The organism is Shewanella sp. 10N.286.52.B9, from assembly GCF_002873635.1.
GTDB lineage: Bacteria > Pseudomonadota > Gammaproteobacteria > Enterobacterales > Shewanellaceae > Shewanella.
In genome coordinates, this window is record NZ_MCTY01000165.1 from 1 (window position 1) to 15267 (window position 15267).

The window sequence follows — 15267 nt, forward strand, 5'->3', positions numbered from 1 at the left end:
AAACCTTAAACCTTAAACCTAGAGGCTTAAACTTAGTCGCTAAAACTTAGTTGTCTAAACTTAGCCGTCTAAACTTAGCCACTTAAATTGTGATCTTTAGTCAGAGTAGATTTTTAGCTGATTTCATTCTTAGTTTATTGCTAATAGCTCAACTTCAAAAATGAGTACTGAACCGCCTTGGATTTTACCTGCCGAGCGATTGCCATAAGCTAAGCTGCTAGGAACAAAAAAGCGGAACTTATCGCCCACTGACATTAATTGCACCCCTTCAGTCCAGCCAGGAATAACCCGATTTAGTGGGAAGTCGATACTTTCACCACGTTCAACCGAACTATCAAATACCGTACCGTCGATAAGTGTGCCGTGATAATGAACGGTCACTGTGTCAGTCGCTTTTGGATGCTCAGTTGCATCACCTTTATGCATTATTTCATATTGTAGCCCTGACAAGGTGGTAACGACATCTGGATTTTTTTCATTTTCTAATAAGAAAGCATTGCCTTTAATGATGTTCTCTTTCGAGGCTTTTTCATTGTTTGATTGCGTGTAAAAGTAAAAGATGATCCCTGCGATCACACAAACGGACAAAATGATTTTCATAACTTCTTCTTATGGTTGCTAGCAATAAATGAATGGTACTCACCCAAGTGCAGTGGGTAAAGTGCAGCGGCGTTTTTTTAACGGCTAAATCATGATTTTTAACCCAAAGAGCTTAGTTAGCGGTTTAGAAACATACCACATAAGTTTTAGCACAGTTAAAGCCCTTGATATTGCAGGTAAGCCAAGCCCGCCAAAGCCAATATATTGATAACTATGCTGCAGAGGTAAATCCACTTAAAAGATGTTTTCTGGGTTTTGTGCCTAAATGTTTGTTGAGCCAAAAGCCCTGCAGGCCAGCCACTAAGTAACGCAAAAAGGTGTAAAGTGCGCTCTTGTGTTCGCCATGTTTGTTTTGCTGCTGCGCGTTTATCAAGCCATGTAATCAAAAAGCTTAACAGGTTTATCGCGGCAACATAAATTGCCAAAAATGGCCAAATGCTATAACTAAAGAGTGCCATCAAGCATAAGCTGATTAGTGCAAATATTTTCATCAGTGTCATGAATCCTTTTATTCCAAAGTATCAACTTTCATTTTAAATATCAGCTTAACAGCTAGTTTTTAACCCAGTCATTTTTTTGAAACCAGCTTACGCCAAAGTGACTCTAGCGGGCCTTGGCTAAAATAGCGCAAATAAAGCGGCGCTAACAGCAATTGCAGCCCACTTAAGCCAAGTGCAATTAAGATATAGTCAACTCTATCAAGGCTGGCGTTAAGCTCAGGCATAAGATAACGAAATAGGCTGACACCTATGATAGATTGTAAAATATAACAACTAAAAGCCAGCTTTCCCACAGCTTGAAAAGGCGCGAGCACGTGAGTGGAATCTTGACAGGCTTTTACTATAAGGTGTAAGTAAATCAATGCCATAGGAATTGCACTTAGCATCATCACTATTGCTGAAAACTCAACTAAAATAGCGCTTGAACTGAAGCTTAACAGGCTATCTAGGCTTGATAATATAATGGCCGCAATAGCGCACTTGATTAAGGTTGTCCGCTCTAATCCATGTTCAAATGCCCCTTGTTGATAAAGTGCCATTCCCCACATCATTAGCCCCCCTAAAAACCACATTAAGGTTAACGGGATAATCAGTAACATGTAACCGACTTGGTTAAGTTGTAATAACACTATGTCACTATAATTTGCAGACCATGCTTGCAGCTGCTGAAGGTGGAATTCAGAGCCGCGATAATAATACTCTGGCTCTACTAACAAGCTCAGCAAGGCCATAACGAGCAGCGAGCCAACAATAAATTGATTAGCCCGTTTTTTTAACTGGGTGATATCGCCGTTGAGGTAATTCAGGGCTAAAAATGCACTAAAGGCATAACTGAGTAATATATCGCCACCCCAAATAAAAATGCCATGGAGTAAACCAAATACTGCAAGCCATATTATGCGCCGTTTTAATAATGGGTAGGCCACTAAACTAGCCGCCTCGTAGCGCTTATATTGAATATATAATCCAGCGCCAAATAGGATAGATAGCAGCGAAATAAAGCGCCCTTCAAGGAAGAAATTACTAAAGACTTCTAAAATGATGTCTGATTGAATTTGAGGGTAATGCTGCGCATAGCCATAAAAGCTATTGTTCATAAAAAAAATGTTCATGAACAAAATACCAATAATGGCGATGCCTCTGAGGGCATCCATATTGGCATTGCGATTACCGTGACTTTCATTAATGGTTAATGACGCTGGTGGTGGCTGTTGAAGTGTATCTGAGGTTAATGCATTAGGGCGATTAATATGAGTTGAAGGATCCATTTCGAGTTCATATCTTTGTTGATTAATTATTGTAATAAAAGACTAACAGCCTGCGGTTAAAATTGATACAGACTGTTAGCTGAGACTACTTAGCGGGTTTTTCTGAAATCCATAATTTGATACTGCCACGAACAACCACTTTGCCTTCAGTATCATAGGCATTAACCGGTACTAACATATCGCCCACTTGCCATTGCTCAGGGGTGACTTCGGCGACACATAAAATATCTGTGCCCGCTTTGGCGCTGTAATCAACCGACATGCCTTTTGGGATCCAGCGTAAATGCTTTGGAATAGACGCTTCTGCCATCACGCCCATGGCCATCTCTAAACCATTACAAATAGCAATAACGTGCACGGTTTTTATGTGGTTGTGTACCGCGCGACGTTTTTTAACTAAAACAGCACAGTGGTTCACTCTTAATGCGGTCACGAGAGGGCGCACGGTAGCAAAGTAGGGCGCTGTTCTTGATACCATCATTGAGAATATTTTATTACCGAAAGGGTATTTAGTGACTTTGTGATACAAGGCTAATACGTGATTGGGTTTATCGTGACTCATAGCAGTCCTTTAATGATTCTAAACGTAGGATTAATGTTGTTTTCAGCCATCTGGTTTTATTTTTATCTGGTCAGATGAGTTTTTGGGGTTTGAGTTTAACATCCTTGTAACGGCTTGCACATAAGCGAATCATATTGATAAAAGATATATTCCTTCACTGAGCTTAGTGCAGGTATAATTTGTTTTATATGCTGTTACTGCTAACCAAGTCACATGACTTTCAGTTTATAAACGTCCAACATAAGATGTTTATCGGCTGGCTTTAAGATAAGGTTTTATCAGGTATTTAAGCTTGTATTTCTCACCTCTAAGGTGTGTTCATTTTATTAATAAGGATTGGTTTTGCATCATTTATTAAATTACTTCAAAGGCATGGCGATGGGCGCAGCCGATGTTGTACCTGGCGTTTCTGGCGGCACAATTGCTTTTATTACGGGCATTTTAGACCCGTTATTAGATGCGATTCGTAAAATTAATCCTTCACTTTTTGGCATTATTAAGCAGCAAGGTTTTAAAGCGGCTTTCATGCACATTAATGGCCCTTTTTTGGTTTGTGTGTTTGGCGGGATCCTAACCAGTATCTTCACGCTGGCAAAACTCATTTCTTGGTTGTTAACTAATCATCCTATACCGGTATGGTCGTTCTTTTTCGGGCTGATTTTATTTTCTGTTGTTCATATGCTTAAGCAAGTGAAAGGGATTAACTTGCTCCAAGTGGCATTATTTATCTTAGGTGTCGCCTTTGCTTGGGCTATCACAGTGCTTAATCCCATTGAGCTTGAAGTGAGTTATTTTACCTTCTTTATATCTGGCTGCATTGCCATTTGCGCGATGATTTTACCGGGTATTTCAGGTAGTTTTATTCTGTTGCTATTAGGTATGTATCCAGCCGTATTAGCTGCAGCCAAAGGCTTTGATATTTTAATGCTGGCTTGTTTTGCCTGTGGTTGTGTTGTGGGCTTAATGAGCTTTAGTCATGTGCTTTCAGCCATGTTGCGTAAGTTTCATGACCATACATTGATGTTTTTAACCGGACTCATGCTTGGCACTTTAGGCAAAATTTGGCCATGGAAAGAAGTCCTCACCTGGCGTGAAAATTCCAGTGGTGAGCTGGTGGCACTCACAGAGCAAAACTTATCACCAATGCAGTTTGAGCAAATAACTGGTGAGCCATCTCAATTAACCGCTGCGATTATTTGTCTAATTGTTGGTATCAGCTTAGTTTGGGGCTTAGAGAAGTTTGGGCAAAAACACTCGGCTTAAAGCGAGGCGTATTAACTCAAGCGAAAAACATTTTTAGAAGGGCTATGCAGATATTGCGTAGCCCTTTTTTTATGGGGTGGGACAATACTTCTATGTTTACCTTAGCATTGTTAACCTTAGTCAGAACTTCTTGAAAATTAACTGCAAAAGAGTGATTGCTTAAATTGAGTTCAGGACTAATATCAATAAAAAAAGATGATCTATTTAATGATAGTAATCGTAAATATTTCTACGCCATAAGTAGTCGCCACAAGGAGTTGTATAGTGAATACAGAAATCTTTAACTCAGAGAAAATCCAAATAGGTATTAGTAGTTGCTTGTTAGGGCAAAAAGTAAGATTTGATGGCGGCCATAAAAACTCAAATTATTGCAATAAAGATCTCGCGCCATTTTTTGATTACATCAGTGTGTGCCCTGAAATGGCCATTGGAATGGGAACCCCCCGTAAAACCATTAGACAAGAACTTGATGGCGATAAAATATTCGTTAAAAGTGCTGATGGCAGTATCGATGTTACCGAAAAACTCGCTGAATTTAGTCAAAGGCGCGTTAATGAACTGAACTTCATTGGCGGCTATATTCTTTGTGCTAAATCTCCAACCTGCGGTATGGAGCGGGTGATTGAATACAAGTATGGCACCAACAACGGCACCAAAACTGGTGTGGGTGTGTTTGCTAAAAAATTAATGGACACCTATCCGCATTTGCCAGTGGAAGAGGAAGGTCGTTTACATGACCCTCTGATAAAAGAGAACTTTATTACCCGAGTTTACGCTTATCACGAATGGCACACGCTTCAAGCGCAAGGGTGGACTAAAAACAAACTACAACAATTTCATGCTCGTTATAAGTATCTGCTTATGGCTCATAGCCCACAGTGGTATCGTGATTTAGGGCCAATATTGGCGCAGATTGATGACATTGAAGCTACTGCTAAAAGTTACTTTGAAGGCTTTATGACCGCCTTAAAAATTAAAGCGACCCGAAAAAACCATACTAGTACCTTGCAGCACATTCAGGGCTATTTCAAAAAGCATCTGTCTAAAGATCAAAAAGAAGAGCTTACCGAGTCGATAATGAAATACCGTGAAGGGCTATTACCATTATTGGTACCAATAACCCTGATTAACCATTATTTACGTGAATACCCTACGCCATATATTGAAGGGCAGGTATACCTAAATCCGCATCCTGAAGAACTGAGGTTGCGATACGCTTACTAAGTTGTAATAAACGTGGTCGTATTAACCCTGCGGTTGGCGTAAACCAGATAAGACTTTAGCTAAGAGGTTGTATTAATGAATAGCTTAATTTGGTTTAGGCAAGACTTGCGTCTTGCTGATAACCATAGTGTTGTTGAAGCTTTTGAGCTGGCTCGTCAAACAAATGGTCAAGTTAAAGCGATTTTTATTGCCAGTACTGAGCAGTGGAAAAGTCATGATGTCGCGCCGATTCAAGTGGATTTTATTGAGCGCCATGTCAACCTTTTAGCCCAAAGTCTAGCTGCATTAGGGGTTGAGTTGGAGGTGATAACCTTACCTTGGTTCGACGATGTTATGGACTGGATGCCGCAATACCTAATCGATAATCAAATAGATCAGGTATTTGCCACCCAGGAACCCGAGTTTAATGAACGTAAACGCGATCAACAGCTGATTGATATTGGTGTACCTATCCAGTTTATCGCTCAAGATTGCATTGTTGCTGCAGGGGAGGTCACTAATCTTGCAGGCAAGATGTACAAGGTGTTTACCCCTTTTTCTAAAACCTGGCGTGAGATAGTGTCATCTAGGCGAATTGCCCCTGTGGCAGTGCCAGCGGCTATGGGGCCTGCGCTTAAGGCTCCAAAGACAATTGCATTTGATTACCCCAAAGTCTCTAGTCAGCATTGGCTTGCAGGCGAGGCTGCCGCTAAAGGCATTTTAGACCGTTTCTGCGCTAATAATTTACAGGATTATTTAGCAGAAAGAGACTTTCCTGCCTTAGACAGTACCAGCCGTTTATCGCCTTATTTAGCCATCGGGGTGATTAGTGCTAACCAATGTCTCGCCTCAGTATTGAACCGTTTTCCAGATGCATTAGTGGATGATACTAGTCCTGCTAAAACCTGGGTGAATGAGTTGGCTTGGCGTGAGTTTTATCGGCACCTGTTAGTGGCATTTCCTGATTTGTCTAAAGGCAAAAACTTCAATGAAAATGGCAGCAAAGTAAATTGGCGTAATCATCCCCAAGAGTTCAAAGCTTGGTGTGACGGCGTAACCGGCTTTCCCATTGTTGATGCCGCAATGAGGCAGTTAAATCAAACCGGTTGGATGCATAATCGTTTGCGCATGGTGGTGGCGAGCTTTTTAACTAAGCATTTGTTGGTGGATTGGCGTTGGGGCGAGCGCTATTTTCGACAGCACCTTATCGATGGTGACTTGGCTGCCAACAATGGCGGTTGGCAATGGTCTGCTGGTACGGGCTGTGACGCCCAGCCTTATTTTCGGGTTTTTAATCCGATGAATCAAAGTAGTAAATTTGACCCCGATGCCAGTTTTATCAAGCATTATATTCCAGAGTTGGCCTCGGTGAGTTTAAAGCAAATTCATCAGCCTATATTCAGTGGTGATACTTTGAGTTGTGATGGTATAAACAGCAATGAAATAAGTGAGCAAGATATCAATGCTAACGGCGAGTTATTTGCTTTTGAACGTGAGTTTTCGTCTGCTAAATTGCACTACCCCAGTCCGATAGTTGAACATGCCATGGCGAGAAAGCGTGCCATTGAAGTCCTAAGCGCGCTAAAGCGCTAGGGCTTTCTGGCCTTTTATGAGCAGTATATTTTAATCATATCTCCATTCTTATTTAGTCCTTGCTTCCCCTTTGTTTGCCGATTAAAGCTGGCGAAACGAGTGAGTTAACTTAACCATCTCCCCAATAGTCATTGCTAATGCAGTGACTTGGTTTTGAGCTTATTTGCTCCAAGCACGCTATGATTGTTTGCCTGAGTTCACAGTTTCAATTAGGTTTGTAACAGAATGGCTAATCGCTATTGCTGCTTGGCTCAGAACAGCATAATATAATATGTATATAAAATGCATGTTATGTGTTCACCAAAAAAGGCTTGATTACTATGCTCAATATTGACGACCCAGCAGAAACGGAAAAAACCGCTGCTATTTGGCGTTTAGCTTTTAGGCCTTTTTTCTTGGGTGGCGCAGTGATTGCCATGCTGTATATTCCATTATGGTTAATGGGCTGGTTTACCCCGCAATATAGTCTGTTTAATAGTAACTTTTGGGCGAACGTATTACCTTTATGGTGGCACCCCCATGAAATGTTATTTGGTTTTATTTTAGCTATTGTCTGTGGTTTTTTACTCACGGCAGTGCAAACTTGGACCAATCAACCTAGCCTTAAAGGCATCCCTCTGGCGATTACTTTTATCAGTTGGCTAATAGCTCGATTATTGTTGTTATTGCCGATGGATATTCCACTGCTGTTACCGGCATTTTTTGATAGCGTGTTTTTAGGGATTGCAGCGTTCACCATGTGGCGTTGTGTTTATCGAGTGAGGCAATGGCAAAACATTGGTTTTTCAATCATGTTAACTGTTGCGCTTATAGTTAATCTTGTGAGTTATTACGCATTAAACGAACGCAATTTTATTTTAGCTAATCAAATTTGGCAGGGAATGTTATTTTGGCTGGCTCTGCTTATCACTATTGTGGGTGGGCGGGTTATTCCGTTTTTTACCGCTATGCGTTTAAAGGTCACCAAAGCTCAGCCAATTAACATGCTGGAAAAGAGCTTATTAGTAATAATGGTACTTTTGGTGGTTCAAGCTATATTTAAGTTACTGCCTGTAGCTGTTGAGCAAGTGTTGTTATTGCTAGCAGGTACGCTGCATTTAGTTCGATTTAGCCGTTGGTTACCCCACAAAACCCTGTCTGAGCCGATGTTGTGGTCATTACATGTGTCTTATTTGTCACTGCCACTATCGCTACTGGGGTTAGGTTGGTTTATCAATGATGACTATGCTTATCGAAGCATGTTGCACTTATTTGCTGTGGGTTGTGTCGCATCTTTATGTTTAGCCATGATTTCAAGAGTGTCACTGGGCCACACCAGTAGAAATATTTATCAAGGGCCTAGCATGGTATTGGCGTTTGCCTGTTTACCCATAGCTGCAATATTTCGTGCCATTATGCCTTTGCTTTTACCCGCTCAAACCCAGATGTGGTTGTGGTTAGCTGGTGGTTTTTGGTTTATGGCATTTGGGTTATTTGTGCTGCATTACAGCCCAATACTTACTCGACCTCGTATTGATGGCAGGCCTGGCTAAGCTGGGTCAGCTAAAAGTGAAGTCACCGTTTTAAGCAATTTAAGTCGTTAAAACTATAGAATTTATACTAGTCAGTTATGTCAGTTTGTAATATTAAGGAAGCACAGTGAACAAACGTTTATCCCTAGTTGCCCGAGATTTAGTGGTTAAATCAAAGGCAGTAAAAGCAGTATCGGTATTATTAAGCTTGAGTTTTTTTGGCGGCGCGGTGGCGTCACAAGCCAAGGATATTTTTGAAACTAAATTTCCTGAACATTATGAGTCATGGGCGGCAACTGAAGAGCAGTCTGAACGTGAAGATATGTTAGCCCAGTATCCAGCTAACATCATCTTATGGGCTGGTTCATCATTTGCCAAAGAATATCACAGCCCTAGAGGTCATCAATTTGCTGTTGCGGATGTGACGCAAACATTACGTACTGGTGTGCCACCAAAAGAAGGCGAGAAAGGCACCTCTGCCAGTTGTTGGACCTGTAAAACCCCTGATGCACCAAGACTAATTAATGAGTTAGGCTTTGAAGGTTATTCAGCAAAAAACTTTACCGATTTAGGTACTGAAATTAACAGCGTGGTTTATTGTAGTGATTGCCATGAAAACGGTTCTGAAAAATTAGCCCTACCAAGGCCTCATGCTCAGAATGCGATGAATAAAGTGGGTCTGCCATTTGCGGAACAATCAGTTTCTATGCAGGGTGCACAAGTTTGTGGCCAGTGCCACGTGACTTATTATTTCCAGCCTGAAAAAAGTAACGTAGTAAACATGCCTTGGATCTTCGGTAGTACAGCTGATGATATTGAGAAGTACTATGATACCCGCCGCTTTTACGAGTGGATCCACCCTATTTCTAAAACGCCAATACTCAAAGCGCGTCATCCAGAATTTGAGCATTGGAGCCGAAGTAAGCATGCTGAACATAACGTAACCTGTATTACTTGTCATATGCCTGCGGAAGAAAATGAACAAGGTGAGACATTTACCAGCCATAAGGTTGATAAAGCATTACCGTATTTTGATCAAACCTGTAAAGGCTGTCATCAAAGTAAAGACGAAATCACAGCTAAACTGAACAGTGATAAACAAGAAATTGATGCCATGGCACGTAAGGTTGAGGGCCTATTGGTTAAGGCGCATTACGAAGCTAAAGCCGCTTGGGATGCTGGTGCAAATTGGCATCAAATGAATGAAGGCATCATGGGGATTCGTCACGGACAGTGGCGCTGGGATTTTGCCATGGCTTCACATGGTTTATATGCCCATAACCCAGATGAAGGTCGTGAGTTATTAACTAAAGCTATTGAGCAAGCAACCGCTGCGCGTGAGTCTATTGCGGGAGTCCTTAGATTGCTTAAGGTTACCGAGGTGCAATACCCTGACATTAGCACTAAAGAATCTGCTCATGCTGCGGTTGGAATTGATGAAGTTAAGTTAAGCGAAGAGAAGCAAAAATTCATCAAAGAAGAAGTTGAGAAAAACTGGGACCCAATTGCTGCAAGAGGTTACCAGTGAGCTAAATTTATTAGCTTAAAATAGCGATAGAGACTGATATCGCCAAAGCTGATTATTGTGTTTATTAAAGGCGCTTAGTGAAAACTAAGCGCCTTTTTTATTGTGATCTGCAGCGACTATCGTTGCGTATTAATCATTAACAATCCGATTAAGTAGCATTATTTACTTATTGAAAATCAATGATTATTTAAGTTATTTATCGGTTAAACATAGGACAAAACGTGCAACTAAGCTTACTATTAATCTTGCAGTCGCAATATGACAGCTCGATTTGATTACCAAAGTTTGCAAGGTTTAGCTAAGCGCCACCTAGATTGCTATTAGTTAATCAGCTAATCGTTATTTGAGGTGGTAAAGGAGACATAATGCCAAGTACTGCCAATACCGTGAGTCATTTAACTGAGCCAGCCAGCAATAATGATCTTGCCAGACCACAAATAATTGATGACTTTATCGGCATGTATCAGCAGCTAAATAAAGACAGCTTACACTTGCTTAATCAGGTGTATAGCGATGAGATTATCTTTCAAGATCCATTACACAAAGTTGAAGGTATTGAAAACCTTAGCCTGTACTTTGCTAACCTATATGCCAACGTTGACCATATTGAATTTGATATTAAAGAGGTGAGCTGTAGCCATCAGCAGGCCGCCGTTTTCTGGGCAATGCACTATCGTCACTCTAAATTAAACAACGGCCAACTCATCACTGTTGAAGGAATGAGCCAGCTTAAATTTAGCGATAAAATTACAGCCCATCGCGATTATTTTGATCTTGGCAGTATGCTGTATGAACAACTCCCGTTAGTAGGTCGGTTGATTAAGTTCATCAAAAACAAGGCGTCAGCATAATGGAACAAGCTAACTCTCATCAGGGAAACCTTCATCAATCAGTAGCAAGACCTGCAGTGTTAATCACCGGGGCCAGTTCTGGTATCGGTTTAGCACTAGCGATGCTTTATGTTGAAAAAGGCTACATGGTATTTGCTTGTGGCCGTAATGAGCAGCGTTTAAATGCCATAAGTGGCGTTGTGCCGCTTGCTTTTGATATTAACGATAAAGCGCAAATTCAAACCGCAGCGCAAACATTATCAGATAAATTAGTCGCATCTAACGCGAAATTACAGCTGGTTATTCTTAATGCGGGTAGTTGTGAATACATTGAAAATCCGCTGCGCTTTGATGGCGCTTTATTTGAGCGAGTGATTCAAACTAATGTCATCTCGATGGGTTATTGTTTAGAGCATTTCTTACCGCTAGTGACTACCAACGGCAGAGTGGCGTTAATGAGTTCCAGTGCGACCTATTTACCTTTTCCTAAGGCTGAAGCCTATGGCGCGTCAAAAGCTGCAGTGAGTTACCTTGCCAGTAGTCTTCGTCTTGATTTAAAAGCAATCGGTATCGGTGTAAGTGTTATTTGTCCGGGCTTTGTGAAAACCCCATTAACCGATAAAAATGACTTTGCTATGCCCATGCAAATTACTGCTGACAAAGCGGCAATGACGATATTTAAAGAATTAAAAAAAGCTAAAGATGAAATTCATTTTCCGAAGCGATTTACCTTTTTATTAAAGGGCTTATCTTTACTGCCCGCAAGATTAATTACTAAAATTTTAGCGCCAAAAGCCAATTGATGCTGTTATATATAATCAAATGATAACAATGCGATACACTGTCGTCATAACAAAAATAATAACCAATTGAAGGATTAATATGAAAAAAATAGCAGTTGTGGGATCGGGTATTTCAGGACTGACCTGTGCACATTTACTCAGTGAGCTTCATCAAGTCACCGTATTTGAAGCTAACGATTATATTGGCGGCCATACTGCGACCATTGATGTTGAAGTAGGCGGTAAGCCTTATGCTATCGACAGTGGTTTTATTGTCTTTAATGACCGCACTTACCCACGTTTTCAAAAGCTAATGGCAAAAATGAACATTGAATCATTACCCACTGAAATGAGCTTTAGTGTGCGTAATGTGCAAACCGGATTAGAATACAATGGCCATACCTTGTGGAGCATGTTTGCCCAAAGACGTAACTTGTTAAAACCAGATTTCTATAAGTTTTTAGCCGAGATAGTGCGTTTTAATAATCAATGCAAGGCTATCTTTGAAGCGGAAAACTACCCGAGTGACAGTTTAGGGCAGTTTTTAGATGCTGAAGGTTTCTCTGACTTTTTTAGCGAGCATTACATCTTGCCAATGGGCGCGGCCATTTGGTCTGCCAGTATCAATGATATGCGCAAATTCTCATTGCGATTTTTTATTCAATTTTTCCATAACCATGGCTTACTTAATATTAGTGACCGCCCACAATGGTACGTATTAAAAGGTGGCTCTCGAAGCTATATTCCTGCGCTTATTGCTCCTTTCAAACAGCGATTGTTTTTAAACTCTGCAGTGACCTCCATTGAACGCAGCGACGATGGGGTTAACTTACGTATTAATGATGGCGAAGTTCAACGCTTTGATGAAGTCATTCTAGCTTGCCATAGCGACCAAGCGTTGGCGATGCTTACCGATGCAACTGAGGATGAAAAACAAGTACTTGGGGCGATGGCATATCAAAATAATGAAGTAGTTTTGCATACAGATACTAATCTACTGCCAAAACGCAAAGCGGCATGGGCCAGTTGGAATTACCGCCTAGAAGGCAAGGATGCAGCTGAAATTGCTGACAGACCTGCCAGCGTGACTTATAACATGAACATTTTGCAGCGCTTACCCAAAGATGCGCCGACGTTTTGTGTGACTTTAAATCAAACAGATTTAATTGATGAGTCTAAAATTCTCAGAAAATTCAATTATGCCCATCCAGTGTTTAATGAGTCGAGTATGAAAGCCCAAGGCGAACGTAATCGTATTTGCGGCGTTAACCATACTCATTTTGCTGGCGCCTATTGGTATAACGGTTTTCATGAAGATGGTGTCCACAGTGCACTTGATGTGTGCAATGATTTTGGCATTAGCCTATGAGTGAATTCACCAGTGGAATATACAGTGGCGATATTATTCACCGGCGCTTTACGCCGAAGCTGCACAGCTTCAGTTATCAGATTGCCTTACTGGCAATAGACTTAGATGAAGTGGCGCAGCTATCTAAGGTTAGCCGTTTATTTAGCGCAGTTGAGCGCTCAGTACTACGATTTAATCCTGATGATTATTTAAATGCCCTTGAAAGCCAGTTTAATTGCTCCCCTGTTGATGCACCATTGATAGATAAAATGAGCCCGCCGCAAGCGCTGAAACAGCGGGTGTTATGGACGATAGCAAAGCTTGGGGCTCAGACGCAGTGTGACAGAGTCGTGTTTGCTGGCCAAGTGAGGCATTTTGGTTTTTATTTTAGCCCGGTTAACTTCTATTTTTGCTATCAAGGTGACGAAGCGGTTTATATGCTGGCGGAGGTAAGTAATACGCCATGGGATCAGCGCCATTGTTACTTAGTCAATCTCACTAAAACCACCACCACAGATAAAGTGTTTCATGTTTCGCCATTTATGGATCTTGAGATGCATTATTTTTGGAAGGTCATCGCGCCAAGCAAGCGCTTAAATGTGACCATACAAAACAGGGATGATGCCGACAATAAGCTGTTCGATGCCAGTTTGTTGCTCAATAAAAAGGATTTTACCGCCAAAAATATTCGCAGTATGTTGCTCAGTTTTCCGCTAATGACATTGAAAATTATGTTTGGAATTTATTGGCAAGCGCTGAAGTTATTTATTAAACGGATCCCTTTTATCTCTCATCCACAAACTTAAATTAAACCAAATCATGAAATGATGCGTATTGGTTTAGTAATGTTCAACTCATAACAAATAATTTTTGCCTAGCGAGAGTTTTAGTGTATTGAAATCTAACCTGTTGTTTATGAGTAAAAATAAAATTTACAGCTAAAATACTAATAGCGCACAAAAAATTGCATATAAAAAGTAGTCAGCGGAGAGAGTTATGGAAAATGCGGCAACCAACACCAGCTTAGTGCAAGAGACTATTTCTGACAGCTTTGCGAAGAAGATTTTGCTTAAGGCATTAGCCCACTTGTCAGATGGCCATCTTACCATTGTTAGTTCTGATAACTCTGCAATTGGCAGCTCAGAGCAAAGCTTAAGCTTTGGTAATGTCGATTCTGACTTGCATGCCACTATGCAGGTGTCTCACCCCAGTTTTTACAAGCAGATCATTTGGGGTGGTTCAATTGGCGCTGGCGAAGCCTACATTCAAGGTCATTGGTCGAGCCCTGATTTAACTAAAGTGGTGCAGCTTTTTGCCCGAAACCTCTCATTACTGGATAAAATTGAGCGTTACTTTTCATGGTTTAGTGTTGGTATTAATCGTATCGGTCATTTGTTTAACCGCAATTCATCAACGGGTTCAAAGCGCAATATTCTGGCGCATTATGATCTAGGCAACCCGATGTATGAGCAGTTTCTAGATAAAGAAATGCTCTATTCAAGCGCGCTATACCCGTACCACGATGCCAGTTTAGAACAAGCCCAGCAGCATAAGCTGCAAACCATTTGTGAGCGTCTTGATTTACAAGCGGGGCAAACCGTTCTTGAGGTCGGTACTGGTTGGGGGGCGTTGGTGATATATGCGGCCAAGCACTTTGATGTCACCGTGACCACGACAACTATCTCTGATGCCCAATATGATTACGCACTAGAGCGGGTAGAGCAAGAAGGCTTAACTGACAAAATAACTTTGTTAAAAGACGATTACCGTATTTTGACCGGTGAGTATGACCGCGTGGTGTCCATTGAAATGATTGAAGCGGTAGGTCATGAATATTTACCGGGCTTCTTTAAGAAGTTAGAAAGTTTACTTAAGCCAAATGGGCGCATGTTAATTCAAGCCATTACCATAGCTGATCAGCGCTATGACAGTTACCGTAAAAGTGTCGACTTTATCCAGCGCTATATTTTCCCTGGTGGTTGTTTACCGTCTATCAGTGAAATGAATAAGCACATTGCCAATAAAACTGACATGGTGGTGTGGTCCATCAATGATATGGGTAAAGATTACGCTCAAACCTTAAACCATTGGCATGAAAAATTTGATAAAGCCCAAGACCGAATCAAAGAGATGGGCTATGGCGAAGACTTTATCAGAATGTGGAAGTTTTACCTGAGTTATTGTGAAGGTGGATTTTTAGAAAGAACTACCAGCACAGTTCATTTAGTGGCAGTAAGGCCGCAATATCGTACTGCATTAGCCAGTGGCGCATAACGTAT

14 protein-coding genes are annotated in these 15267 nt (G+C 41.1%); 10 read left to right on the top strand and 4 right to left on the bottom strand.

The features are described from left to right. Nucleotides 1-129: 129 nt before the first annotated feature. The 4 genes from BCU91_RS09660 to BCU91_RS09675 all read right to left on the bottom strand — a co-directional run bounded on the left by BCU91_RS09660 (nucleotide 130) and on the right by BCU91_RS09675 (nucleotide 2930). On the bottom strand, nucleotides 130-600 hold the full coding sequence (locus tag BCU91_RS09660; RefSeq protein ID WP_102475551.1) for an FKBP-type peptidyl-prolyl cis-trans isomerase: 471 nt from the start codon (nucleotides 598-600) through the stop codon (nucleotides 130-132). A gap of 155 nt (nucleotides 601-755) precedes the next feature. Beyond that, the gene (locus BCU91_RS09665; RefSeq protein ID WP_102531377.1) at nucleotides 756-1100 is read right to left on the bottom strand and encodes a DUF1294 domain-containing protein; all 345 of its coding nucleotides are present in this window, start codon (nucleotides 1098-1100) and stop codon (nucleotides 756-758) included. A gap of 68 nt (nucleotides 1101-1168) precedes the next feature. Beyond that, nucleotides 1169-2368, bottom strand: a complete 1200-nt coding sequence (locus tag BCU91_RS09670; protein WP_241904060.1) for a DUF418 domain-containing protein — start codon at nucleotides 2366-2368, stop codon at nucleotides 1169-1171. Nucleotides 2369-2453: 85 nt separating this feature from the next. Continuing rightward, nucleotides 2454-2930 (bottom strand): hotdog fold domain-containing protein, encoded by a 477-nt coding sequence (locus BCU91_RS09675; RefSeq protein WP_102438779.1) that lies wholly within the window; start codon nucleotides 2928-2930, stop codon nucleotides 2454-2456. A 342-nt stretch (nucleotides 2931-3272) separates the two neighbouring features. Between BCU91_RS09675 and BCU91_RS09680 the strand changes: the two genes are divergently transcribed. The 10 genes from BCU91_RS09680 (at nucleotide 3273) to BCU91_RS09725 (ending at nucleotide 15262) form a co-directional block, all read left to right on the top strand. Continuing rightward, nucleotides 3273-4193 (top strand): DUF368 domain-containing protein, encoded by a 921-nt coding sequence (locus BCU91_RS09680; RefSeq protein ID WP_102531378.1) that lies wholly within the window; start codon nucleotides 3273-3275, stop codon nucleotides 4191-4193. 264 nt (nucleotides 4194-4457) lie between these two features. Next, nucleotides 4458-5417, top strand: a complete 960-nt coding sequence (locus BCU91_RS09685) for a DUF523 and DUF1722 domain-containing protein (RefSeq protein WP_241904061.1) — start codon at nucleotides 4458-4460, stop codon at nucleotides 5415-5417. A 75-nt stretch (nucleotides 5418-5492) separates the two neighbouring features. Further along, nucleotides 5493-6989, top strand: a complete 1497-nt coding sequence (locus BCU91_RS09690) for an FAD-binding domain-containing protein (protein ID WP_102531379.1) — start codon at nucleotides 5493-5495, stop codon at nucleotides 6987-6989. A 320-nt stretch (nucleotides 6990-7309) separates the two neighbouring features. Beyond that, entirely contained in the window at nucleotides 7310-8521 is a 1212-nt protein-coding gene (locus tag BCU91_RS09695) for an NnrS family protein (protein WP_102531413.1), read from the top strand. Nucleotides 8522-8708: 187 nt separating this feature from the next. Then, nucleotides 8709-10028: an ammonia-forming cytochrome c nitrite reductase subunit c552 gene (locus BCU91_RS09700; RefSeq protein ID WP_241904063.1), complete on the top strand. Its 1320-nt coding sequence runs from the start codon at nucleotides 8709-8711 to the stop codon at nucleotides 10026-10028. 365 nt (nucleotides 10029-10393) lie between these two features. Beyond that, nucleotides 10394-10879, top strand: coding sequence for a nuclear transport factor 2 family protein (locus tag BCU91_RS09705; RefSeq protein ID WP_102531381.1), 486 nt, complete (start codon nucleotides 10394-10396; stop codon nucleotides 10877-10879). After that, nucleotides 10879-11661: an SDR family NAD(P)-dependent oxidoreductase gene (locus tag BCU91_RS09710; RefSeq protein ID WP_102531382.1), complete on the top strand. Its 783-nt coding sequence runs from the start codon at nucleotides 10879-10881 to the stop codon at nucleotides 11659-11661. Before BCU91_RS09705 ends, BCU91_RS09710 begins: the two co-directional genes overlap by 1 nt. Nucleotides 11662-11740: 79 nt before the next feature. Beyond that, nucleotides 11741-13009 carry an FAD-dependent oxidoreductase gene (locus BCU91_RS09715; protein WP_102531383.1) on the top strand — a complete coding sequence of 423 codons (1269 nt, stop codon included), beginning with the start codon at nucleotides 11741-11743 and terminating at the stop codon, nucleotides 13007-13009. Next, nucleotides 13006-13794, top strand: a complete 789-nt coding sequence (locus BCU91_RS09720) for a DUF1365 domain-containing protein (protein ID WP_102531384.1) — start codon at nucleotides 13006-13008, stop codon at nucleotides 13792-13794. Before BCU91_RS09715 ends, BCU91_RS09720 begins: the two co-directional genes overlap by 4 nt. A 190-nt stretch (nucleotides 13795-13984) precedes the next feature. Further along, a complete protein-coding gene (locus BCU91_RS09725; RefSeq protein ID WP_102531385.1) occupies nucleotides 13985-15262 on the top strand; it encodes a cyclopropane-fatty-acyl-phospholipid synthase family protein in 1278 nt (425 codons plus the stop codon). The last annotated feature ends 5 nt before the right edge of the window (nucleotides 15263-15267 follow it).